The following is a 22,847-nucleotide window of genomic DNA, read 5'->3' on the forward strand; positions in this document are numbered from 1 at the left end:
ATAGCATACCAAAAAAATACTAGTTTGTAAGGAAAATAGGGGATTTTTACATAAAATAGGCTAACAGTAACTTTTTTGTTTCATATTTTCTTTAAGAAATATACAACGGAAAACAGATACTCATAGTTGTACCTTTGTCCTGTAAACTCCAGACTTTCATCTTTCCATCATATTTCTCAATTAGTTGTTTACATACATATAGTCCCATGCCTGTTCCGTTTTTTTTAGTTGTTTGCAGTGGTGTAAATAAGTTGTTTAATTGTGCTTTCGGTATTCCGCAGCCATTGTCTTTAATCTCAATAACTAATTGATTTTTTTGTTTTCTTGTGACAATTGCTACTTCTTTTGGAACAGATGAAAGATTTGCTTCTGTAGCTTCAAAAGCATTTTTCACTATATTAACAAACACCTGTGTGAAATGGTGTTTAGTGCCTTTACATAAAAGTTCATCTCTAGAAAATTTCGTTATTAGATTTATGTCTTTTAAATTAGCTTCACATTTAAAAATAGGTATTAAATTTAGGAGTAATTCGTTTATAGATAATGGAGTAATATCGTCTCCTTGTGTTTTCGAAAGTGTTAAAAAGTTTGTGATTAGCTCATTTGCTCGTGCTAATTCTCCCAGAGCGATAGCAGTGTACTGGTGAATAAGTTCGACATTATTTGTTTGCTTTATTAATTGAAGGAAGCCACTTACAGTAGTTAATGGATTACGCACTTCATGTGTAATACTAGTAACCATTTTAGCGATATTTTCACTGTAAGTGGTGGAAAGGGACAGTGATTGCAAACTATCAGTTAGTGCTTCCATGGTTGCTGATTGTTCTTGCAGCTTTGCCTCCACACGCTTCCATTTATTGATAAAACATTGAAAAGTTGCCTCGGGTTCATGAAAAGATGTAGTTGGTAAGGTCATTTCGCATTCGCTCCTTTAACAATTATAGTAAAAGGTATGACGAAATAAATCATTTTATGTCAAATAAATATTCGACCAAGAAAAAAAGACCATAATCGGTCTTTTTTTCTTATAACCAGTTTACTTTTGGCTCTGTTTTATTAATAATTCTTTTAATATTCGCTCGATGTCTATAGACAACAAAAATAGTAAGAATCGCCAAGATGATAATGAGTAATTTATCTTCCCATAGAATAAAGGAATATATTAAACCTGCCAAACCAGCAACCATAGAGGACAGCGAAACATATTTTGATAAATAGAGGGAAATAAAAAAGACCGCAACAATAATCAGGAATAAGATAGGTTCGTGTCCAAGAAGAATTCCTGCTGAAGTAGCAACTGCTTTTCCTCCCTTAAAACCTGCGAAAATGGGATACATATGGCCAATAACAGCAAATACTCCAATTATAAGTGGATTTATATCCATTTCCACATTCCAAATAAGTGTGACCAACAGTGGAAGGACTGTTGCAATCGTTCCTTTCAGTATATCGGAGATTGTAACAGCAAAGCCTGCTTTTTTTCCAAGAACGCGAAATGTATTTGTACCACCTAAATTTCCACTGCCATGTTCTCGTATATCTATATTGTAAAAGGATTTGCCTATTATTAGTCCAGAAGGAATAGATCCAATTAAATAAGCGAGTATAATTAAAAGTCCAATAATCAATTTCGTATTCTCCTTCACGTATGTATACTATTTGCCTTTATATTGTACCATGTAATTGCTAAAACTCATCATTTTTTCAAAAAAATAATCTATATATCTTGCCATTAAAGGTAAAAACTAAAGGAATACAAGCTGAAATTTGGTGAGAAGAGGGGAAGAGATGAAACGAATATTCTTTCTTCTATTTATTATTTTTATCATGTTTTATAGTGGTACCATTTATCATCATTTGAAAAAGCCACTGCCTAAAGGGTTGTCTATAGAAGGTGTTATTCATCAGGTAAAGGATGTTGAACTATTAATAGATATAACCTACAAAAACAATAAAAAAAACAGAATGGTTCAACATGAAATAATTAATTCTATGTTAAAGGAAGTAGAGAAGGCAAATGAATTTATCATAATTGATATGTTTTTATTTAATAATGATACAAATGAAGACCAACAATATCCAAAGATAGTAGAAAAATTTACAGAAGCGTTAATTAAGAAAAAGCAAGAAAACCCAATGATAAATATTATTTTTATAACGGATAAAATTAATACTGTGTACGATTCGTATCCGTCAGAAGAATTTAAACAATTAAAAGAAAACGGAGTGAAAGTGATTGAAACTGAGCTGAACGATTTGCGAGATTCTAATCCACTTTACTCTGGCTTTTGGCGTATGTTTGGACAGTGGGTAAAAACAAGAGGAAATGGACATCTGCCAAATTTTCTTGCAAAAAGCGCTCCAAAAGTTTCAGCTATATCCTATTTAGAGTTACTAAACATAAAAGCAAATCATCGTAAAGTTATGATTACTGAAAATACAGCAATTATCTCGAGTGGTAATATTCATAATGCAAGCGGTTATCATTCAAATGTTGCCTTTAAATTGCATGGGAATATCCTTAACGAATTGCTGAAAAGTGAGGAGAGTGCAGCAAGATTAAGTGAACCGATTGATTTGCCGAGAATAAAAGAACAAGCTGAAACAAAAAATACTAATGTGAAAATTCAATTATTAACAGAAGGAAAAATTGGTAAGCATATACTACAAGAAATTAAAAATACCCAAAAAAGTGAAGTTATTTGGATTGGCATGCTCTATTTAGCAGATCAAAAAGTAATCAAGGAAATAAAGGCAGCTGCCAAAAGAGATGTAAAGATATATATAATATTAGACCCAAATCAAAATGCATTTGGCAATAAAAAAACAGGCTTACCCAATATCCCCGTTGTAGCTGAACTAAGAAAAGCAAAAGCCGCAAACAACATTCACATTAAATGGTATAACGCAGGAAAAGAGCAATTTCACCCGAAACTCTTATATATAGAAAGATTGAAAGCTAGAGAAAGCACCATTATAAGCGGCTCAGCCAATCTTACGCAAAGAAATCTTTATGACTTTAATTTGGAGACAGATATAAAAATTATCGCGAGACAAAAAGAAAAAATTATGAGAGATACAAAGAGGTATTTCCAAAAATTATGGGAAAATGAGCAGGCTGATTTTACAAAAGAAGTTGATAGGCAAAAAAACTTCCCCATTTTTCGCTATATTATTTATCGTTTGCAAAGGATGCTAGGCTTTACGACTTATTAAATTAATTAATAATTTCTGATCCTTTTCAAATACTAATATTACGGAAACGGAGGGAAAGATAATGAATAAAAAAGATATATTAACCTCATCAGAGCTTGCAACATTATGGATGACTTATCAAGAAAAAACAATGTTTCTTCGATTTGTTGAATATTTCCATGCTGTTAATGAAGACAAGAAAGAGAAGAACTTCTATGAAAGTCATCTCACCAAGTTAGCAAAAGAAATAAAGAAAATTGAAGCAATATTGACAGCGGAAGGAGCTATTATTCCGCATGGGTTTTCTGACCAAGATGTGAATAAACAAGCACCGCCTTTATTTCAGCCAACTTTCGCCTTGCAAATCGTAAGAATGCTCGCAGAAATAGGCATGGGACTACACGCTTTACATTTAGCAAGATCTTATCGAAAGGATATAATTCGTTTATACCAAGATTTATCTGTTACAACCCAGCATTGTTATGAAGAATGTACTGAACTGCTAATAGATAAAGGAGCCTTAAGCCGCCCGCCTCAAGTCGCAATGCCTGAACAAGTAGAAGTGGTTGTTAGTACGGAATATTTGAAAGGTACAAACATATTAGGTGATAAAAGAGTTTTAAATACGGTAGAGGTTTCTTTTCTCTATCAATCAATTGAAAGCAATAGTATTGGGCAACAATTAATAACTGGATTCGCTCAAGTAACAAAAGATCCTGAGTTAAAAAAATTCTTTACACAAGGTAAAGAACTTTCCAAAAAAATAATTGCGAAACTTTCAAAGAAATTAACGGATGATGATATACAAGTTCCATTAGGGTGGGTTGGTAGTCCAACGCTTTCTACGATTGCTCCATTTTCCGATAAATTAATGCTTTATTGTATAAGTTTATTTTGTAGTTTTGGACTTGGCAGCAATGCCATTGGTACGACCTTTAGCTTGCGCAAAGATTTGTCAGCAACCTTTATTCCTCTTATTGCGAAGATTTATGATTATGGAGTACAAGGGGCGGAGTTAATGGCTGAAAAAGGATATACAGAAGAGCCGCCAGCAATGGAGAATCGTCAAAATTTAATAAACAGAAAATAGTTCTTTCCTATTTAAAGGGAATGGCATTTTACTTATCAGTATATAGAAATAGTGCTATGATATACCATATAGATGATCTTGTTAAAGGGAGATGGCGCTATAGTGACTGGATTTTTCAGTTTGGAAAAAGATTTAGCACAAAAAATAAATAAACTTAAGGAAATGAGCAGGGGATTCTCAGAAAGAGCAAAGGAAATAGATGAAAGTGCATCTTTTCCTTTTGATAATGTTAAAGAATTACAGGAATCAGGTTACACAAGTTTAACCATACCAAAAGAGTTTGGCGGTCAAGAAATTTCTTTATATGAAATGGTAAGACTACAAGAAGTGATTGCCCAAGGTGATGGGTCTACTGCTTTATCCATCGGTTGGCACATGGGAATCGTAAGAAATATCCAAGAAGCAAATTGGAATAAAGATACATTAAGAGAGATATATGAGAAATTATTAACTGGCTCCTTAATAAATGGAGCTGCGACAGAACCGCAAACTGGTAGTCCCACTAGAGGTGGAAAACCTCATACAACCGCTGAAAAAAAGGGCGAGGATTGGGTTATAAATGGTCATAAAACCTTTACAACAATGTCTCCTGTTTTAGATTATTTTCTTGTAACAGCATCCATAAAAGATACAGATAATGTAGGGAATTTCTTAATACCTAAAGAGTGCAGAGGCATTCGTATTGAAAACACATGGGATAGCATTGCTTTAAGAGGAACAGGAAGCAATGATGTTTATTTTGAAAATGTGGAAATTCCAGCTCGTTATTTTGTTGAAAAATTAGATAGTCGAAAAAAAATCAATCCATGGCTTCTGCATATTCCGGCATGTTATTTAGGAATCGCCGGTGCTGCACAAAAAGAAGCAGTTACTTTTGCGAAAAACTATTCTCCAAATAGTATTAAAGGAACAATCAGCGATATTCCGAGTGTAAGATCTAAAATAGGAGACATAGAGTTAAAAATGCAAACGGCTAAACACTTTCTATATTCTGTAAGTAAAAAATGGGATGAAGCAAATAAAGAGCAACAATCCCATATGCAGCCAGAATTAAGTGCTGTTAAGTTAGTAGCCACGAATACTGCCATTGAAGTGGTAGATATGGCAATGCGCATCGTCGGCGCCCGCAGTCTTTCTGCAAAAAGTCCGCTTCAACGCTATTACCGAGATGTACGCGCAGGCTTACATAACCCACCAATGGATGATATGACACTTGATCAGCTGGCGCAAAAGTCTATTAATGAATATTAAATAATATTTCAAAAGGAATTTTTGAAAAAAACTTATCTATCATCGGAGTCGAGCGTATTAGGAAACAACGGATGTTTGTTTTGGAAATAGATGGTGGCTGGAATACTACTATCCCAGCCACCACAAACATATGTTTAGCTAACTTTTTTCCTGTCAACCTTTATTCTATACGTCTGATAAAGGCGTAGAAAATAATTTTCTATTTTAAACGCACCATTTATGTATCTTTTTAATCCAATCACTACCAATTCCTCTATCAAAATTAAACCAAGGAATGCAAAAATGAAAATACTCAATAAAAATCCCTCCTTCAGCAAGCTTATAACTTCTATTTCTATTCCTTTTTTTTCGAAAATCAAAACAATGGACTATCATAAAATAATATGAACATCTATCTTTTTAAGAACATAAATATAAATAGTAAATTCCAATAAAAAAGTAGTGCGAAACCATTGAAAAATATAGAAGAATAACGCATAATCATATCTTGAATAATCGTTTTTAAGAATTTTAAACACATTTATAAAAAAGTGCTTTACCTATATAAGGATATAAAATAAACATATAAAGGGAGATGGAAGATGAAAATAAGAGTTTCTGCCGTACAATACAAATTAGAAAACATTAAGTCATTTGAAGAATTTGCTAAACAATGTGAGCATTATGTTCGAACAGCACTTGAATTTGGTGCAGAATTTGTGTTATTTCCTGAATTTTTTACAACACAGCTTTTATCCATGGGAGATGAAAATAACGCTTTAACAATTAATGAGCTTCCAGGATTTACGGAGCAATATCAGGAATTATTCAGATCATTTGCTGTGCAAACGGGAATGCATATTATCGGTGGAACTCATGTCATTCGCAAAGAAGATAAATTATATAATGTAGCGCATTTGTTTTATCCAGATGGAAGAATAGAAGAACAAGCAAAGCTTCATATCACACCTACAGAGGAATATGAATGGAATATGGAAAAAGGAGACTCCTTCCGTATTTTTGATACAGAGAAAGGAAAAATTGCCATTCTAACTTGTTATGATATTGAATTTCCAGAAATTGTCCGTATGGCAAAAGCAGCAGGAGCAGATGTGATTTTTTGTCCTTCTTGTACAGATGATCGTCATGGTTTTCATCGTGTTCGCTATACTTGTCATGCAAGAGCCATTGAAAATCAAGTATATGTAGTTGTAACAGGAACAATTGGAAGCTTAACGAATGTGGATTTTATGCGAGCCAACTTTGGGCAGGCAGCAGTCATTACTCCTAATGATATCCCATTCCCCCCACAAGGAATTCTCGTTGAAGGGGAATTAAATAATGATATGATTGTAACAGCAGATTTAGATCTTTCCTTATTATATGAAGTAAGAGAAAAAGGTTCTGTCACAACATGGAGAGATAGAAGAACAGATCTTTATCCAGACTGGAATTCGACTGTGGAAGGATGATTACTGCATGATCTTTAGTGAGTTTTTTCTTTATGATGAGGAAAAACCGATTCGATGTACGGTCCGAAATTATCAAGAAAAGGATTTTAACGAACTAATGGCTATTCAAGCAGAATGTTTTCCTGCCCCGTTTCCAGAAGATCTCTGGTGGAACGATGAACAATTAGCAAATCATCTTGCTTATTTCCCACAAGGGGCAATCTGTGTGGAAGTGGAGGGAGAACTTGCTGGATCATTAACAAGTCTCCGTACAATTTATGATCCTGAACATTCCCAGCACACATGGGGGAAAATAACCGATAATGGCTATATTACCACACATGATGAGAATGGAAATGCCTTATATGTAGTCGATATTAGTATCCGGCCAAAATATCGTAAGCTCGGTTTAGGTAAAGTGCTAATACAAAGTGCCTATTATTTAGTTATACACTTAGGCATAGAGCGATTGCTTGGTGGTGGAAGAATGCCAGGTTACAGAAAAGTGGCCGACAAACTTTCTCCCGCAAAATATTTAGACTATGTGATGGCAGGTAAATTGCAAGACCCTGTTCTAACGTTTTTACTGCGATGCGGAAGAACGCCAGTAACGATATTGTCTAACTACTTGGACGATGAAGATTCTTTAAATTATGCCGTATTAATGGAATGGAAAAATCCCTTTCAAAACATATAAAACAGCGAATGTCTTATTTGATCTTCGAGGAGTGAATAGATTACTCCTCTTAAGATCGAGTGAGACATTTTTTATTATTTAAGGTATTCGGATTATGGTTGAGATTTCCTACTTAAAAGAAAACACCTAACATTAATCGGATAATAGTCACAATTTCCCCATTCATATAGAAAATCTCATAAAAAATATCCTCTAACTATTGACACTTACGTTGCGTAATTCTTTACAGTAGCAGTTGAAGGAGGTACAAAAAGATGGATAGGAGAGTAAAAGGAGTAGCTGAAGCGGGATATAATTTTCAATAAACTTGCACCCTTTGTGATCTATCTCCCGAATCTAAAAAAATATAAGTAAAATTAAAGAATGGTATGACTTTTTTAATGAAAAACTTGCCAAATACTATCCTGTTCCCTTTATGGATAGACAATCCATATTAACGATTTACCGAAAAACTTTGATAAATATGGTATTCAGATAAGCAAAAAAGGTGGTAGCAATGAAAATAGTAATCGAAAATACAACCGAGCAATATGAAAAGTTGTTCTCTATGGAGGATGAAAAAGAAAACTACTTTCGGTATTCCATGATGAAACCTTTTGAAAAAATGTGGAATACTATTAATGTTCCTTTAAAAGCTAATCAATCTAATGGATATGACGTAATATTGGCTACAAAAATGCTTGGGTATCTTGATGTTACGAAAACCGAAATCGGAAAGATAGCGTTAGAGAATCTAAAGAAGATTCAAGCACTTCAAACGGCATATGATACCTTAAATCACTGTGTTGATTTTATACAAGAGAACAACTTAAAATTAAATACTGATGAATTGAAATTTGGAATGTATATAGCTGATCCTAAAAAGCTAGAATTACAAAAAGGTTATTGTGGCTTTGGGGGAATTCCTGGGTTTATTCAAGTGGCAATTTTCCCCAACTCTTATAATATACCTAAAATCCCTGCTGTCATTGCACATGAATTTCATCATAATCTCCGTTTCTCTTATTTTGATTGGGATCATGGTAATGTTACGGTTGGAGATTACCTAATAATAGAAGGTTTAGCAGAGTCATTTGCAAAAGAGTTATACGGAGAAAAACATTTAGGTCCTTGGGTTACTTCTTTTCATAAAGAGGATTTAGAATACTCAATCGAAGTAATAAAAGATGCATTAAATGTTAAGGGATTTGCGGAGGTTAGCAGTTATATGTTTGGTGACACCATTGCAATAGAACAGGGATATCAACCTGTTGGCCTATCACCGTTTGCGGGATATGCAGTTGGGTATCATGCAGTACAGTCCTTCATAAAAACCAATAATGTGGGGATAGGAGAAGCAACCTTACTTAGTGCAGAGGAAATACTAAACAATTGTGAAATGTTTTCTTAAATCGTTTTTTTTATATGAGGGGCTGGGACAAAACTAAAAAGGCTATGCTTAAAGCTGAATAATCATTTGGTTACTGGAGCGCAATGGAACGAACTTGTTTTTTAGCTATAAAAAGGATAAATCAATGAAAAAATCGAACTATTACAATGTTTTATTGTATTATAGTTCGGTTTTTCTTTGTGTAAAATCCTTTTGCCCCACCCTCTTTTCTTGTTTAAGCAATTCATAAATGATTTTTATTGAATATAACCAATACAATAAAGGAAATGAAATAATGATCACCAATATGCTCTAAGATTCTTGATAGGAAGGAGAGTAAATCTGATTATAAATATCTGAGGAGAGAATACTTTATTATCCTCTCCTCATTACCAATAATAAGGTACAAGTGCTAATTACAAAGCCTTTACCGATTCTTTGAATCGTTTAATCAAGACGTTGTTCGAGATTACACATTTGAAGCCATTAGATTTAACCCTCTTTTTATATTCTTTTCCGATTACCATAATAGAGTTTAATTTCTATAATTTAAAAGCTTCTTGTACGAAAAAAGCAGCATAAACTGGGATAAAGTCTTTTTTTATATAATGAGGAAAAAACAATAAAACAAAAATAATTGACATGTAATTAATTAAGTTATATATTATTAAATGGTTAATAATTAAGAAGTTAAACATTTATTTATTAAGTAATTTTAGAAAGGACGGGGGATAGGTGCATAATGGCGAAGAGCTTTTTGAAGTTGCAGCGATGTTTGGCAACTTTATTAAAAATATAACTAGTGATTTTAATAAAAATAGCAGTAATTTAAATATTACTCAATATAAACTGCTTTTTCATTTAGATAAGGAAGGATCCCTAAATGTTTCAGATCTTGCTAAAAGCGTACACATTACAAATGCTGCTGTAACAACTATAACCGATCAGCTATTGGCGGAAGACTATATTACAAAAGATCGATCAAAAACTGATCGAAGAGTGGTCAATATTACCATTACCGATAAAGGAAGAAGTATCGTTAATAATATGAAAAAAGAGCAGCAGAATAAAATGAAGGAACACTTTCATAAGCTAACAGAGGAAGATATTCAACATTTAAAACGTATCTTTAAATTATTAAACGAAAATTTCTAAAATTTTATAAGAAAAGAGAGAATGCAATGGAACATTTAACACACAAGAAAAAACTGTCAATTATGATAGCTATCATGGCAGCTATGTTTTTTGCAGCGATTAACCAAACAATCGTTAGTACTGCAATGCCGAAAATTATTTCTATCCTAGATGGGATGGACTATTATACATGGACCATTAATATTTATATGCTTACATCCACAATTGCCACAGTTCTTGTAGGCAAGCTATCCGATATGTATGGACGTAAGCCGTTTTTATTAATCGGGATATTATTATTTATGGTTGGTGCTTTCTTAACAGGTACTTCCAATGACGTATTTCAATTTATTGCCTACCGTGGTATCCAAGGGATAGGTGCTGGTATTATTCAATCTTCCGCTTTTACAGCAGTTGGTGACTTATTCCCGCCTCGTGAACGTGGAAAATGGATGGGATTATTAACAGCTGTATTTGGTTTCTCCAGTGTTCTAGGACCTCTATTAGGAGGCTACTTAGTTGATCATTTAGATTGGCACTGGTTATTCTGGATTTTCTTACCAATTGGTATTATTGCTTTCGGTATGATTATGGCACTATTCCCTAAAGTTGAAGGAAACGGAAAACAAAGTATTGATTATATTGGATCTTTATTTATGACTGTTGCTATTGTTCCATTATTATTGGCCTTTTCATGGGCAGGAACAGAGTATGCATGGGGATCTGTACAAATTCTCGGATTGATTGCAGCTAGTATTGTTTTTGCTATTGTGTTTGTATTGGTGGAAAAGAAAGCAAAAAATCCAATTTTACCATTACATCTATTCAAAAATAATATTGTGACTGTTTCTAATATAATTGGTTTTATTATGAACTTTGGAATGATGGGTGCCATGATTTATCTATCTTTCTTTGTTCAAGGGGTATTAGGGATTTCTCCTACTTATGCTGGTTATGTAACAATGCCGATGTCTATTGTTATGGTTATCTCCAGTACCATTATCGGTCAGTTAATTTCAAAAACAGGGAAATATAAACGTTTTGCATTAATCGGAGTTCCAACAATGATCGCTGGTATGGCCATTATGATCTTTATGAATAGTGTACCAATGGCGATTTTAAGTATGATTGTGTTTGGTTTGGGATTAGGTATTGGTATGCCGGTATTTTCAATTGCTACCCAAAATGCCGTTTCCCATAAAGAATTGGGAGTAGTAACTGCTTCCACTCAATTATTCCGTAATCTAGGTGGTACAATTGGTATTGCTGTCATGGGTACCGTTATGGCAAATAATCTAAAGACAAACTTGCAAGATACGATGCAAAACTCGCCAGTAGTGAAAGATTTAGCAACATTAGATCCGAAAGTAACAGAGCAAATGGTTGGTTTCGCCAATCCACAAGCATTGATGAATAAACCATTACTTGAACAGACAGAAGCAAATTTACCCGCAGATGTACAACCGATATTTGCACAAATGATTCAAGGAATCAGAGATGCATTAGGAGATACATTATCAACGGTATTCTTAACTGGAACCATCGTATTAGTTGTTGCCTTTTTATTAGTATTCTTCTTAAAAGAAATTCCTTTAAGAACATCTAATCAAGCAGCTCCTGAAGAAAAGAAGGAAGAAAATATCGTTTTAGATAGACAAAAATCTTAATACGAATGCGATTTGGCTGTCTCCAAATTTTTGGAGACAGCCTTTTGTTTGCTTATTTCATGACAAGAACACAAATTGCAACCTATTTTTGGAAAAAGCTGAAATTTTCTCGCACAACCTTTTTTCTGTTATAATAAGTTATAGTAATAGAATGAAAAAAGTAGGGATGTTAAATGAAAATTATCTGTTTTGGAGATAGCCTAACTAGAGGTGTCTCATTTGTAAAAGGTAGGATAAGAATTATTAAAGATAATTATCCCGCTTTGCTTGGAAAATTATTTGCCTTAAATAATTCGGATGATACGATTGTCTTAAATAAAGGTGTATTTAATGACAATTCTGATTTATTACTGAAGCGACTAGAGAAGGATGTTCTTTCTGAGGAGCCGAATTATGTTTTATTAAACGTTGGTGGGAATGATTGCAATTTTCAATGGCAAGAAGTAGCCGAAGATCCTGATAGTAATCATGAGCCGATTGTTCCGATAAATCAATATATCGAAAACATTGCTCAAATGGTCACAAAAATGAAGCAATCTAATATCACGCCAATATTGTTAACTTTGCCACCACTTGATCCAGTAAGATATTATAAATCAATTGCAGAAAGATATGGGACAACTATTAGTCATTGGATTAGCTGCTGTGGTGGGATAGAGCATTGGCATGGTTTATATAATTTTCATTTAAACAAATTAATTGAGCAATTAAATCTTCCAAGTATTGATGTTCGCTCAGCTCTTAAAAAGGCTGGGAATATTGCTGATTTTATCAGTGATGATGGAATTCATTTAAATGCTGAAGGTTACAAGAAAATGAGTTATTTCATTTTTGAGGAGATGAATCGATTAACCGGCAGACAACACGAACAATTATCGTAACTTATCTTTTTTTGTAAGAAAATAGTGGAAATAGTTTTTATACACACTAGGTATGGAATATTTTTGGAATTTGCGATAAGATAATGGGACAAGCAGTCATCAATAGGTAGATTTAAATAGTGGAGGAAATTCAGATGAGCACATTGTACGAAAAAATAATTGATGTTTTGCAACAAAAAGGACCGACAACCCTTTCCGCTATTTTTAATGAATTAAATAGTTATTTAGGAGAGGAAGAAACACCTATTTCTATGTCCTCCATAAAGTCTGTACTTTCTCGAAAAAAAGACTTGTTTGAGGTTTACGATGATATAGTATCCATTCACCCAGAAAAAGAAATTACAAAACTAATTGTTGAATATAAAGTAAATCAAGAACATTCTTTCAGTATTCATATCGATTTTGATCTTCGCAACTACTTAATTCAAGAATGGAGTCAGTTTCCAATTGTGATTCCTCCGGTTTTTAATAAAATTGAACCGGAAGAGTTTGATGCTTTAAGGATGGAATTATATCGCTTGAAAATGTGGGATTGGGAAGAAGAAATGCTAGGAATTGAAACAGTTAAATGTACTGCCCGATTGGTTACTGTAACCTCGACTTATACGGTCGATTTAGTGAATATGCAATCAAAGGAATGGAGACAACTGCAGAAAATGATTTCTCTTTTTACTGATTTAGAATTATTGCTTAAATAAGTTAATCGATTGGGAAGTATGAGTGATAAATAGACGCAGTTATTGTCCCTTGATAAGGTAAAGAGGCTAGCTGCAACCATTCATTTATAATAGGGATAACAAAGCCAAACAATTATACACAACTTCGTATAATTGTTTGGCTTTTTATTTTGTTTCATATTAGAAATAGTTCGTTTTCTAGATTATTTCATACGTGTTAGGTGGAAAATATCTTAGGAATCATTTGGGAAATATCGGAAGGATTTAGCGATACATAGTCCATAATCCAATATCTTCAAAGCCGATTTTTTTATAAATTTTACCAGCGTCAGGATTATCGTAAAATAAGCAGACAAACTGTTTGTCGTCTAATATATCATTAACAAGAGCCGTCATTAGCTTACTTGCCAATCCTTTATTTCTGTAGCCTTTATGTGTACAGACGCCGACAATCATTGCTGAATGGGAATTTTCGGCCGTAGTGGAGACCGTTGATATAATTTCTCCTTTATCGTTTTCCAGAAAATATGTCCGCCCAGTTTGAGACTCGATCGCTTTCTTGAGCATATTTTTCGAATCTTCTGTAGTAGTAAATTCAGCAATAGAATTCCGTAATGTGACAATGCGATCAATATCATCAAGGGTAGCCTTTTTGATCATATCTATTTGTTTGATCTCTCGCTTTTTGCCGCATTGAGCAAAATAAGTCACTTTTTTCTTTCCTAAATTTAAAGAGGGAAGCTTTTCAAATTTGTCTACTAAATCAGCTCTTCCTGATAAGGTTACTGGATTCGTATTGGTTTCCATTATAGCTGCAAAAGCTTGGACATCAAAATGATCTTTATCGACAGCGTAAAATATATAGCTTTCAAAATATTTGAGAAGTACTGCTTTTATCTCTCCACTATGGAATTCTCCCCAAAGTTTTTGAAATGCAGAATGATACCCGAATGCCTCAATATCGCCAATAATAAAAAGATTCATTGAAGGGTCTTGAAGCAAAAATCTCATTACCTCAGCATGATCTTGCTCTGTAAGTTCTCGAATCATTGTATAACCTTCTTTCTGCTTTCTGAAAATAGTTAATTGTAAGTTTATCATAATATTAAGAATGTATATAGAACTAAAAGGATAAAAATAGGATAATTATAAATAGTATTTTACAGTTAAAAAATGAACACAGACAGAGGAAAGAAAAATCCAATCCAGCTTTGCTATCAGCTGGATTGGATTTTTGAAGTTAGTAAACATCTTACTAGAGAATAATATTAATAGGAATTGCTGGATAAGACGTTAAAGTAACGTGCATCTGGATGGGCAAATACCATTGCTGAAACAGATGCCTCTGGCTCCATCATACATTCTTCTGACAAGGTTATGCCAATATCTTCGGGTGACAATAAGCTGAACAATTTTTTCTGGTCTTCCAATTCAGGACAAGCTGGATATCCAAATGAAAATCTTTGTCCTTGATATTTTGCTGTAAAGCGATCCTTCATTGTAAAAGTTGCCGGGTCAGGGAATCCCCATCTATCTCTAATTTGACGATGAATTAATTCTGCTAACCCCTCAGCTGTTTCTAGTGCAAGGGATTGAAGGGCATGGGATTCAAGAAATCTTCCATCTCGTTTTAGCTGTTCTCCTGCTTCCCGTATACCAGTACCAGCTGTTACAGCAAAAAAAGCAACATAGTCCATCACTCCACTATCCACTGATTTTAGATAGTCTGCTAAGCATAAAAATGGTTCTCTTTCTTGTCTTGGAAAATCAAAGGTTTCGATTATTTTCGTTTTGTCTTTTGAATCATAGATATAGATCTTGTTGCCATCTGATTGAGCAGGGAAGAAGCGATAAACCGCTTTTGGCAGTATCCAATTATTTTGTTCAGCCTCATTTAACAGTTGTTCAATCATATTATTTAATTGGACAGCTTTATCGTCTTTCTTTTCTAGCAAAACATCAATTTTTCCTTTAACTCCTAAATGGTGACCTAAGAGCATTTGTTTATTAATATATGGTTTAATATGACTAGTCGTATAAGTCGTTAATATATGTCTTTTGATATCTTGCGGGACAAAGACGGGAGCCTCTGTGTTAACAGTTTTTCTTTTAATACCAGTGATAACAGGTTTTGTATATTCTTTTACAGGACTAGCTGAAAGTAATTGCTTTTTCTTTTCATGTTCCTGTTTAAGCAAATCGAATTCGTCTTTATTAGTCAGCTGATTTGCAAGAGATAAGCCATTCATAGCATCTTTTGCATATAACACTAATCCATCATATTCACGTGAAATTTTTGTGTCGGTAAATTTTCTTGATAATGCTGCTCCGCCTACTAAGATAGGAACTTCTATGCCAGCTTGTTTCATGTCTGCAGCTGTTAGTACCATCTGTTGTGCCGATTTGACAAGTAAGCCAGACAAGCCAACAATATTTGGTTGTTCCTTTTTAATAGCAGAAACTAAATCTGCTGGGGGAACTTTGATGCCGAGATCAATCACTTCATATCCGTTATTAGAGAGAATGATATCAACGAGATTTTTGCCGATATCATGAACATCTCCTTTAACAGTTGCTAAAATAACTTTCCCTTTAGTAGAGGTAGAAACATTTTTGTCCATATATCCTTCTAAAAAGGAAACAGCCGTTTTCATTACTTCTGCGCTTTGCAGCACTTCTGCGACAATTAGCTGATTATCATTAAATAAGCGGCCAACTTCCTTCATTCCATCCATAAGAGGACCATTAATAATATCTAGTGGGGCACTATATGTAGTAAGTGCAATGGCTAAATCAGCTATTAATCCTTCTTTAGTTCCTTCAACAACATAATAAGCTAACCGTTCATCTAATGTTAAATTTTCAAGTGAATTGATCTTTTCTTTTTTCTTATCTCGATAAAAGTCCGTAAAAATAGCCAACGTTTCATCTGTTGTTTCAAATAATAGCTTTTCAGCTAATTCAATTTCTTCTTTACTAATGGACGCAAATCTTTCCAATTTTTCTGTATTAACGATTGCGTAGTCAAGGCCTGCTTGTGTGCAGTGATAAAGAAAGACACTATTTAATATTTCTCGACCGACAGGAGGGAGACCAAAGGAAACATTGCTTATGCCAAGAATAGTTTGGACGTCCGGGCATGCTTGCTTTATTTCCTTAATTCCTTCAACTGTCGCTAATGCTGAGCCGATGTACTGTTCATCTCCCGTTCCTACAGGAAAGACAAGGGGATCAAATATTATGTCTTGACCATTAATTTGATATTTTTTCGTTAACAAATCATATGATCGCTTTGCTATTTGTAGTTTTTTCTCTACAGTAACTCCCATGCCATCTTCATCAATAGTTCCAACAACAACAGCGGCTCCATACTTATGGATGAGAGGGGCGATAGCTTGAAATCTTTCTTCGCCATCCTCCAGGTTAATACTATTAATGATTGCTTTTCCTTGTGAGTAGGAGAGTGCCTTTTCTATTACTTGTTCATCAGTTGAATCAATAACAAGTGGTACCTTGACTTTTTTTACAACTTCTTTCATGAAAAGCTCCATGTCTTGCATTTCATCTCTATCGGGATCTGCTAAGCAAATATCAATAACATGGGCTCCGCCTTTGACTTGAGCTCTGGCAATTTCTGATGCTTCTTCGTATTTTCCTTCTTTTATCAACCTTTTAAATTTTCTAGAACCAATAACATTTGTCCGTTCTCCAACCATAATTGGTCTTAATGTAGGATCATCATAAATAAAGGGCTCAATTCCAGAAACCATGTGAAAATTAGTTTCTGCAACTTTTCGCGGGGAGATTTCTTTCATTTTTTCGGCAATTACACGAATATGCTCAGGTGTAGTACCACAGCAGCCTCCAACAATATTTAGCCAGCCTTCTTCTGCGAATCCAACGAGTTTATTGGCTAGAGAGGAGGCAGTTTCGTGATAGTTTCCTTCTTCATCAGGCAAGCCAGCATTAGGATAACAGCTAACAGCAAACTTAGACAGACTTGAAAGTGAGCGAATATGATCCTGCATAAACTCTGGGCCTGTTGCACAGTTTAAGCCAATAGCGATAGGATGCATATGTTCAACGGAAATGTAAAATGCTTCGATCGACTGTCCGGCAAGAGTAGTCCCCATTGGTTCAATCGTGCCAGAAATCATTAGCGGAAGTTCTTTCCCAGTTTTTGTAAATGCTTGTTTAATACCTAAAAATCCAGCTTTAACATTCAGCATATCCTGACTTGTTTCTAGAAGGAGAAGATCAACACCGCCGTCGATTAATCCTAATGCTTGCTCTTCGTAAGAAGAAATGAGTTCTTCGAATGTAGTGCCGCCAGTGACACTTAATGTTTTCGTTGTTGGGCCCATTGCACCAGCAATAAATCTTGGCCAATCAGGTGTAGAATATTTCCTGACTGCTTCTTTGGCAAGTTTTGCTGCTTTAACATTTAGCTGGTAAGCAATGTGTCCTAGATGATATTCATCTAGGACAATTTTAGTTGCACCAAATGTATTGGTTTCAATAATATCTGCTCCGGCATGGAGATAGGATTCATGAATTTTCGTGATAATATCTGGTCTTGTTAGATTAAGATTTTCATTGCATCCTTCTAATTCTTCTCCACCAAAATCGTCTGCCGTTAAGTTCTCTCGCTGGAGCATTGTTCCCATTGCGCCATCCATAATGATAATTTTTCGTTTAAGCTGTTCAGCTAATGAAGTTTGTTGCATCAGTTGTCCTCCTAAGTGCAGCAGTTCGTAATTTCGTATAGCGAGCTAATTCTACAGAAAGCTCATACCGCAAAAACGGTGTTATTAAGTAAATACCGTTAAAATAATTGGCTGCAGTGTCGATTAAAGATTTGGTGATTTTGAGACCTTGCTGTGCTGCTTGTACTGGGTTGTCTTTAAATTGTGCCATGGTGCGCCGAATGGAGTCATCTATTTTTATGCCAGGAACCTCGTTGTGTAAAAACTCCGCATTGTTACTGCTTGTTAATGGCATTAAACCAATATAGATAGGTGTGTCAATGTGTTTTGTCGCTTCATATAATTCGATTATTTTTTGTTCGGAGTAAACAGGCTGGGTTATAATGTAATCAGCACCGCATTCTATTTTTTTCTCTAACCGTTTTACCGCTTTTTCTACCTGACGTACATTTGGATTAAATGCAGCTGAAACAGAAAATGTCGTTTTTTGTCCTAGATTTTTCCCAGAGAAAGAGAGACCTTCATTTAATTGCTTAATCATCGAAATTAAGTCAAATGAAGTCATATCATAGACAGAAGAAGCACCAGGAAAATCCCCAACTCGAGCTGGATCTCCTGTAATAGCTAGGACATCATGAATTCCTAATGTATGTAGTCCCATTAAGTGAGACTGTAAACCAATTATATTACGATCCCGACAAGCAATATGAACGAGAGGGCGAAGCCCAATGTTTTGCTTTACTAATGTAGCAATTGCTGTATTGGAAATCCGTGCAGAGGCTAAACTGTTGTCTGCAAGTGTTAATGCATCTATACCTTCTTCTTTAAGTTTTTTTGCACCTTCAAAGAAGCGCGTCGTATCTAGTTTTCTTGGAGGATCTAATTCCACAATAACAGAAGCTCTGGTTTTTACAATTTCCTCCAAAGGGGTGTAATCCCTAGGGGGAGGGGAATGCTCCAATATAGAATCAACAACAGCCTTATTAGTTTCAATTGTTTTTTCTGTAATAGGAGAGGCATCCTTCAACACTTTTGCGAAATTTCTGATATGTTCAGGTGTTGTTCCACAGCAGCCTCCTAAAAGTCGAACGCCTTGCTTTCTAAATTCTTCTGCTGATCTTTGGAAATATTCCGCATTGTCTTTATATTCGAATTTTCCGTCAATATAACTTGGTAAACTAGCATTTGGAAAGGCAGATAAGTATGCATTCCTCGGTAATGGTATTTGTTCAAGTGAAGCAATCATATGGTGTGGTCCCAATCTGCAATTCAACCCAATAATATCAGCACCTAAATTCTCTAATCTATCGAAAGCAGAAGCAAGGGATATTTGGTTTTGTAAAATCCCTATTTCGTGTATGGAAAGCTGGGCTAGGACTGGAATATCTGTTTCTTTTTTCGTAATTTCCAGGACTGTTTCGAGTTCCTCCAAATCATAAAATGTTTCCAAAAGAATGCCGTCGACATCTTCTAATAACAAGCAGTAAAGCTGTTCACGGAAACTGCGCTTCAACTCTTCTAAACTAATAGCTTGAGGCTTCATTCCTCTATTTCCACCAATTGTACCAAGTACATTTACATTTTTATTTTCCACGGCTTTTTTGGCAATTTTTACGGCTGCGCTGTTTATTTCCTTCACGTTATCTTCTAATCCGTATCTTTGTAATTTTAAATAGTTGGCAGCATATGTATTGGTTTGGATAATATCTGCGCCGGCATGGATATATGCTTGATGAACCTGCTCAATCTGTTCAGGGTGAGAAAGGTTTAAAGATTCAAAGCATGTATCTTTTCCATAAGAATAGAGGAGGGTGCCCATAGCACCATCACCAATTAAGATTTCATTTTTTAGCCTATCGAGAAAGTTCATTGTAAGCCTCCAGTTAAATAAAATGTAACTCTGCTGTCTTCTTAAGAGCTATATCAAAGTCATTGATTAAATCTAGTGGATTTTCTAATCCAACGGATAAACGTAGAAGGGAATCTGTAATTCCCCGTTCTGCTCTAGCTAAAGGATTCATCGCAGCATGAGACATTTTTGCTGGATAGGATAGAATCGATTCAACCGCACCAAGACTAACGGCGAATACAGGCAGTTTTACATTCTCTACAAAAGTACGCATTGCTTCTTCTGAATATAACTCAAAGGAGAAAACCGCGCCTGGATTTAGCGCTTGTTTTCTTTGGATCGCATATTGAGGGTGGTCTTCGAATCCTGGATAATGCACTTTTTTTATTAATGGGTGGTTTTGCAAATGCTCTGCGATCACTCTTGCCCCTTCACTTGAATGCTTCATCCGAACATGCAAGGTCTTTATTCCTCTAAGGAGTAGCCAGCAATCCTGAACACCAAGAACTGCGCCAAACGAATTTTGTAAATAACCAATTTGCTTTGCGAGCTCTGCATCTTTAACTACTGCTACTCCAGCGATTACATCGCTATGACCAGATAAGAACTTAGTAGCACTATGAAGTACAACATCCGCACCTAGCGTTAATGGTTTTTGTAAGGCTGGTGTTAAAAACGTATTATCCACGAAAGTAAGTGCACTGTATTTTTTGGCAAGTAAGCTAATTGTTTCAATATCTGTTACTTTTAATAAAGGATTGGAAGGAGTTTCTACATAAAGCACTTTTGTGTTTGGTAAAATAGCTGCTTCAACTTCTTCTAGATTCGTCATATCTACAAAGGTATGATCGATTCCAAATCGGTTCAATACGGTCGTCACCATACGATATGTTCCACCATATACATCTTCAGAAATAACGACATGATCACCTTGTGATAATAATAGAAAAGCAGTTGAAATTGCAGCCATTCCAGAAGAGAAGGCAAAGCCATGCGTTCCTTCTTCTAATTCTGCCACCACTTCTTCTAGTGCTTCTCTTGTCGGATTTAAGCTTCTGCTATAATCATATTTTCCAAATTCATCAATATCCTTTTGGTGAAAGGTGGAAGCGTGCTGAATTGGCACGCTGACAGCTCCAGTGTCTGGATCGAATTTATGTTTATTATGAAGCAATTTTGTTTCAAATGTATATGATGTTGTCATATTGTTACCTCCTGTGCAATTCCCTTTGCAATAGAGAAAGCTTTATCTAGATCTTTGATTAAATCATTTGCATTTTCAATACCAACTGAAAAACGTAATAGTCGATTATCGACACCAGTTTCTAATCTGACTTCTAATGGAATATCTGCATGAGTTTGAGTGGCAGGATATGTAATAAAACTTTCCACCCCTCCAAGACTTTCGGCAAATGAGATTAACGTTAAGCTTTGCAAAAATGGATTTACCCAAGATTCACTTTGGATTCTAAACGAGATCATTCCGCCACGACCAGGGTAGAGGACATCTACAACAGCCTCATGTTTTTGCAGAAAAGTAGACAGTATTTTCGCATTCTCTTCATGTTTTTCCATTCTTAACGCCAGTGTTTTCATTCCTCTCATCAATAACCAAGAATCAAAGGGACTTAAAACAGCTCCAGCAGAATTATGGTGTAAGGCGAGCTCATTACAAAGCTCTTCTCCTTTTGCAACAATAAGACCAGCAAGAACGTCATTATGCCCACCTAAATATTTTGTTGCACTGTGGATAACGATATCAGCACCTAAACGGATCGGCTGTTGGATAATAGGAGTATAAAATGTATTGTCAACAATAAGCAGAATATTGTGTTCTTTTGCGATGGAAGCAATCACAGAAATATCCGTTTGTTCCATTAAAGGATTCGTAGGAGTTTCAAGGAAGATTGCTTTTGTTTTTGAGGAGATGGCCGCACGCACAGCATCTGTATCTGAAGTATTAACGTACGTACATCGAAGGCCCCATTTTTTATAACCTTGTTCTAATAGACGGTATGTGCCGCCATATAAATCTTTAGAAATAATCCATTCATCACCGCTTTGAAAAAGGGAAAGGATTGTTTGAATTGCTGCCATTCCTGAACTACACGCAAAGCCGCGGTCGCCTTCTTCTAATTCGGCAATTGCATTTTCTAATATTTCTCGTGTAGGATTTCCTGTCCGTGTATAATCATAGCCAGTCGACTCTCCAATACCTGTGTGACGATAGGCAGTGGAAAAATAAACGGGCGGATTAACTGCACCAGTAGTTGTTTCACTTCTATTACCAATTTGCGCTAACTTTGTTTCTAAACTATACATTCTATAACTCTCCTATTCTCATATTTGGAATTTTTATGTAATCAAAACAAATCAAGAAGTGGTCAAGAAAAATGACATGAAAAAAGTCTTCTTCGTTATAAGAAGAAGACTTTGATTATTAATGGTCATTCTTCTTATCTTTCAAGCTTAAATGCTTGATGGAATTAGCACCTTTTCAGTATGTAAAAATACTGAAGGTTGCTGAGGTTTCGCTGGGCCATTCCCTCTACCTCTCTTGATAAGAATTACTTATGTAATTGACTATTAATTTACTATATATTTCGTTTGTTGGCAAGAAATATTTTGTTATTTCTGAAAAGAAACTATATTCTACCTATTGTAATAAAGGTGAATATATCATCACATTTCTTCGATAAGCTGGTACACATCAACATCTAACTCGTAATCTGGATTTGTTTTCGTATAGATAGTTGCTTTTTTTGTTTTTTCATTTACATTCTGGATAATGATCTTTTCTCCTTGATAACTAACATCTACCATATCTGCAGCATTCATAATTTCAATCGCACGTCCAATATTCATTGATCGACCTCCTAAACTTACCAAAAACTCTCTATT

General features: G+C 34.9%; 19 protein-coding genes and 1 riboswitch. Of the genes, 10 read left to right on the forward strand and 9 right to left on the reverse strand.

What is annotated here, in order from left to right:
- Positions 1–91 precede the first annotated feature (91 nt).
- Positions 92–916: a sensor histidine kinase gene (locus C2I06_RS05740; protein ID WP_095328721.1), complete on the reverse strand. Its 825-nt coding sequence runs from the start codon at positions 914–916 to the stop codon at positions 92–94.
- Between the two features lie 109 nt (positions 917–1,025).
- Positions 1,026–1,628, reverse strand: coding sequence for a glycerol-3-phosphate 1-O-acyltransferase PlsY (plsY, locus tag C2I06_RS05745; RefSeq protein ID WP_095328722.1), 603 nt, complete (start codon positions 1,626–1,628; stop codon positions 1,026–1,028).
- Between the two features lie 160 nt (positions 1,629–1,788).
- Between plsY and C2I06_RS05750 the strand changes: the two genes are divergently transcribed.
- The 3 genes from C2I06_RS05750 to C2I06_RS05760 all read left to right on the forward strand — a co-directional run bounded on the left by C2I06_RS05750 (position 1,789) and on the right by C2I06_RS05760 (position 5,536).
- Positions 1,789–3,216 carry a phospholipase D-like domain-containing protein gene (locus C2I06_RS05750; RefSeq protein ID WP_095328723.1) on the forward strand — a complete coding sequence of 476 codons (1,428 nt, stop codon included), beginning with the start codon at positions 1,789–1,791 and terminating at the stop codon, positions 3,214–3,216.
- A gap of 61 nt (positions 3,217–3,277) precedes the next feature.
- Positions 3,278–4,285: a DUF3231 family protein gene (locus C2I06_RS05755; protein WP_095328724.1), complete on the forward strand. Its 1,008-nt coding sequence runs from the start codon at positions 3,278–3,280 to the stop codon at positions 4,283–4,285.
- Between the two features lie 162 nt (positions 4,286–4,447).
- On the forward strand, positions 4,448–5,536 hold the full coding sequence (locus tag C2I06_RS05760) for an acyl-CoA dehydrogenase family protein (RefSeq protein WP_371471412.1): 1,089 nt from the start codon (positions 4,448–4,450) through the stop codon (positions 5,534–5,536).
- Positions 5,537–5,670: 134 nt separating this feature from the next.
- Here the strand turns inward: C2I06_RS05760 and C2I06_RS24905 are convergent, their stop codons facing one another.
- The gene (locus tag C2I06_RS24905; protein WP_163186902.1) at positions 5,671–5,832 is read right to left on the reverse strand and encodes a hypothetical protein; all 162 of its coding nucleotides are present in this window, start codon (positions 5,830–5,832) and stop codon (positions 5,671–5,673) included.
- 285 nt (positions 5,833–6,117) lie between these two features.
- Between C2I06_RS24905 and C2I06_RS05765 the strand changes: the two genes are divergently transcribed.
- The 7 genes from C2I06_RS05765 (at position 6,118) to C2I06_RS05795 (ending at position 13,412) form a co-directional block, all read left to right on the forward strand.
- The gene (locus C2I06_RS05765; RefSeq protein ID WP_095328726.1) at positions 6,118–6,987 is read left to right on the forward strand and encodes a carbon-nitrogen hydrolase family protein; all 870 of its coding nucleotides are present in this window, start codon (positions 6,118–6,120) and stop codon (positions 6,985–6,987) included.
- Between the two features lie 7 nt (positions 6,988–6,994).
- Positions 6,995–7,663, forward strand: coding sequence for a GNAT family N-acetyltransferase (locus C2I06_RS05770; protein ID WP_095328727.1), 669 nt, complete (start codon positions 6,995–6,997; stop codon positions 7,661–7,663).
- A gap of 496 nt (positions 7,664–8,159) precedes the next feature.
- Positions 8,160–9,053, forward strand: a complete 894-nt coding sequence (locus C2I06_RS05775; RefSeq protein ID WP_123257656.1) for a DUF2268 domain-containing putative Zn-dependent protease — start codon at positions 8,160–8,162, stop codon at positions 9,051–9,053.
- Between the two features lie 714 nt (positions 9,054–9,767).
- On the forward strand, positions 9,768–10,187 hold the full coding sequence (locus tag C2I06_RS05780) for a MarR family winged helix-turn-helix transcriptional regulator (RefSeq protein ID WP_123257657.1): 420 nt from the start codon (positions 9,768–9,770) through the stop codon (positions 10,185–10,187).
- A gap of 26 nt (positions 10,188–10,213) precedes the next feature.
- Positions 10,214–11,833 (forward strand): MDR family MFS transporter, encoded by a 1,620-nt coding sequence (locus C2I06_RS05785; RefSeq protein WP_123257658.1) that lies wholly within the window; start codon positions 10,214–10,216, stop codon positions 11,831–11,833.
- 173 nt (positions 11,834–12,006) lie between these two features.
- The gene (locus C2I06_RS05790) at positions 12,007–12,714 is read left to right on the forward strand and encodes an SGNH/GDSL hydrolase family protein (RefSeq protein ID WP_095328730.1); all 708 of its coding nucleotides are present in this window, start codon (positions 12,007–12,009) and stop codon (positions 12,712–12,714) included.
- Between the two features lie 134 nt (positions 12,715–12,848).
- Entirely contained in the window at positions 12,849–13,412 is a 564-nt protein-coding gene (locus C2I06_RS05795; RefSeq protein ID WP_095328731.1) for a hypothetical protein, read from the forward strand.
- 243 nt (positions 13,413–13,655) lie between these two features.
- On the opposite strand, the gene C2I06_RS05800 is transcribed toward C2I06_RS05795, so the two are convergent.
- From C2I06_RS05800 to C2I06_RS05825, 6 genes are all read right to left on the reverse strand, one after another.
- Entirely contained in the window at positions 13,656–14,441 is a 786-nt protein-coding gene (locus C2I06_RS05800) for a GNAT family N-acetyltransferase (protein ID WP_123257659.1), read from the reverse strand.
- A 218-nt stretch (positions 14,442–14,659) separates the two neighbouring features.
- Positions 14,660–18,118: a methionine synthase gene (gene metH, locus C2I06_RS05805; RefSeq protein WP_123257660.1), complete on the reverse strand. Its 3,459-nt coding sequence runs from the start codon at positions 18,116–18,118 to the stop codon at positions 14,660–14,662.
- Positions 18,096–19,967, reverse strand: a complete 1,872-nt coding sequence (locus C2I06_RS05810) for a bifunctional homocysteine S-methyltransferase/methylenetetrahydrofolate reductase (protein ID WP_123257661.1) — start codon at positions 19,965–19,967, stop codon at positions 18,096–18,098. The genes metH and C2I06_RS05810 overlap by 23 nt, the downstream gene beginning before the upstream one ends.
- 13 nt (positions 19,968–19,980) lie before the next feature.
- Complete coding sequence (metC, locus tag C2I06_RS05815) at positions 19,981–21,150, reverse strand: cystathionine beta-lyase (protein ID WP_123257662.1); 1,170 nt, start codon at positions 21,148–21,150, stop codon at positions 19,981–19,983.
- On the reverse strand, positions 21,147–22,268 hold the full coding sequence (locus C2I06_RS05820) for a methionine biosynthesis PLP-dependent protein (RefSeq protein ID WP_095328736.1): 1,122 nt from the start codon (positions 22,266–22,268) through the stop codon (positions 21,147–21,149). Before C2I06_RS05820 ends, metC begins: the two co-directional genes overlap by 4 nt.
- 131 nt (positions 22,269–22,399) lie before the next feature.
- Positions 22,400–22,513, reverse strand: a riboswitch (SAM riboswitch).
- Positions 22,514–22,628: 115 nt separating this feature from the next.
- Positions 22,629–22,811 (reverse strand): H-type small acid-soluble spore protein, encoded by a 183-nt coding sequence (locus C2I06_RS05825; protein ID WP_095328737.1) that lies wholly within the window; start codon positions 22,809–22,811, stop codon positions 22,629–22,631.
- Between the last annotated feature and the right edge of the window lie 36 nt (positions 22,812–22,847).

It is taken from the genome of Niallia circulans (assembly GCF_003726095.1).
Classification (GTDB): Bacteria; Bacillota; Bacilli; order Bacillales; family Cytobacillaceae; genus Niallia; species Niallia circulans_A.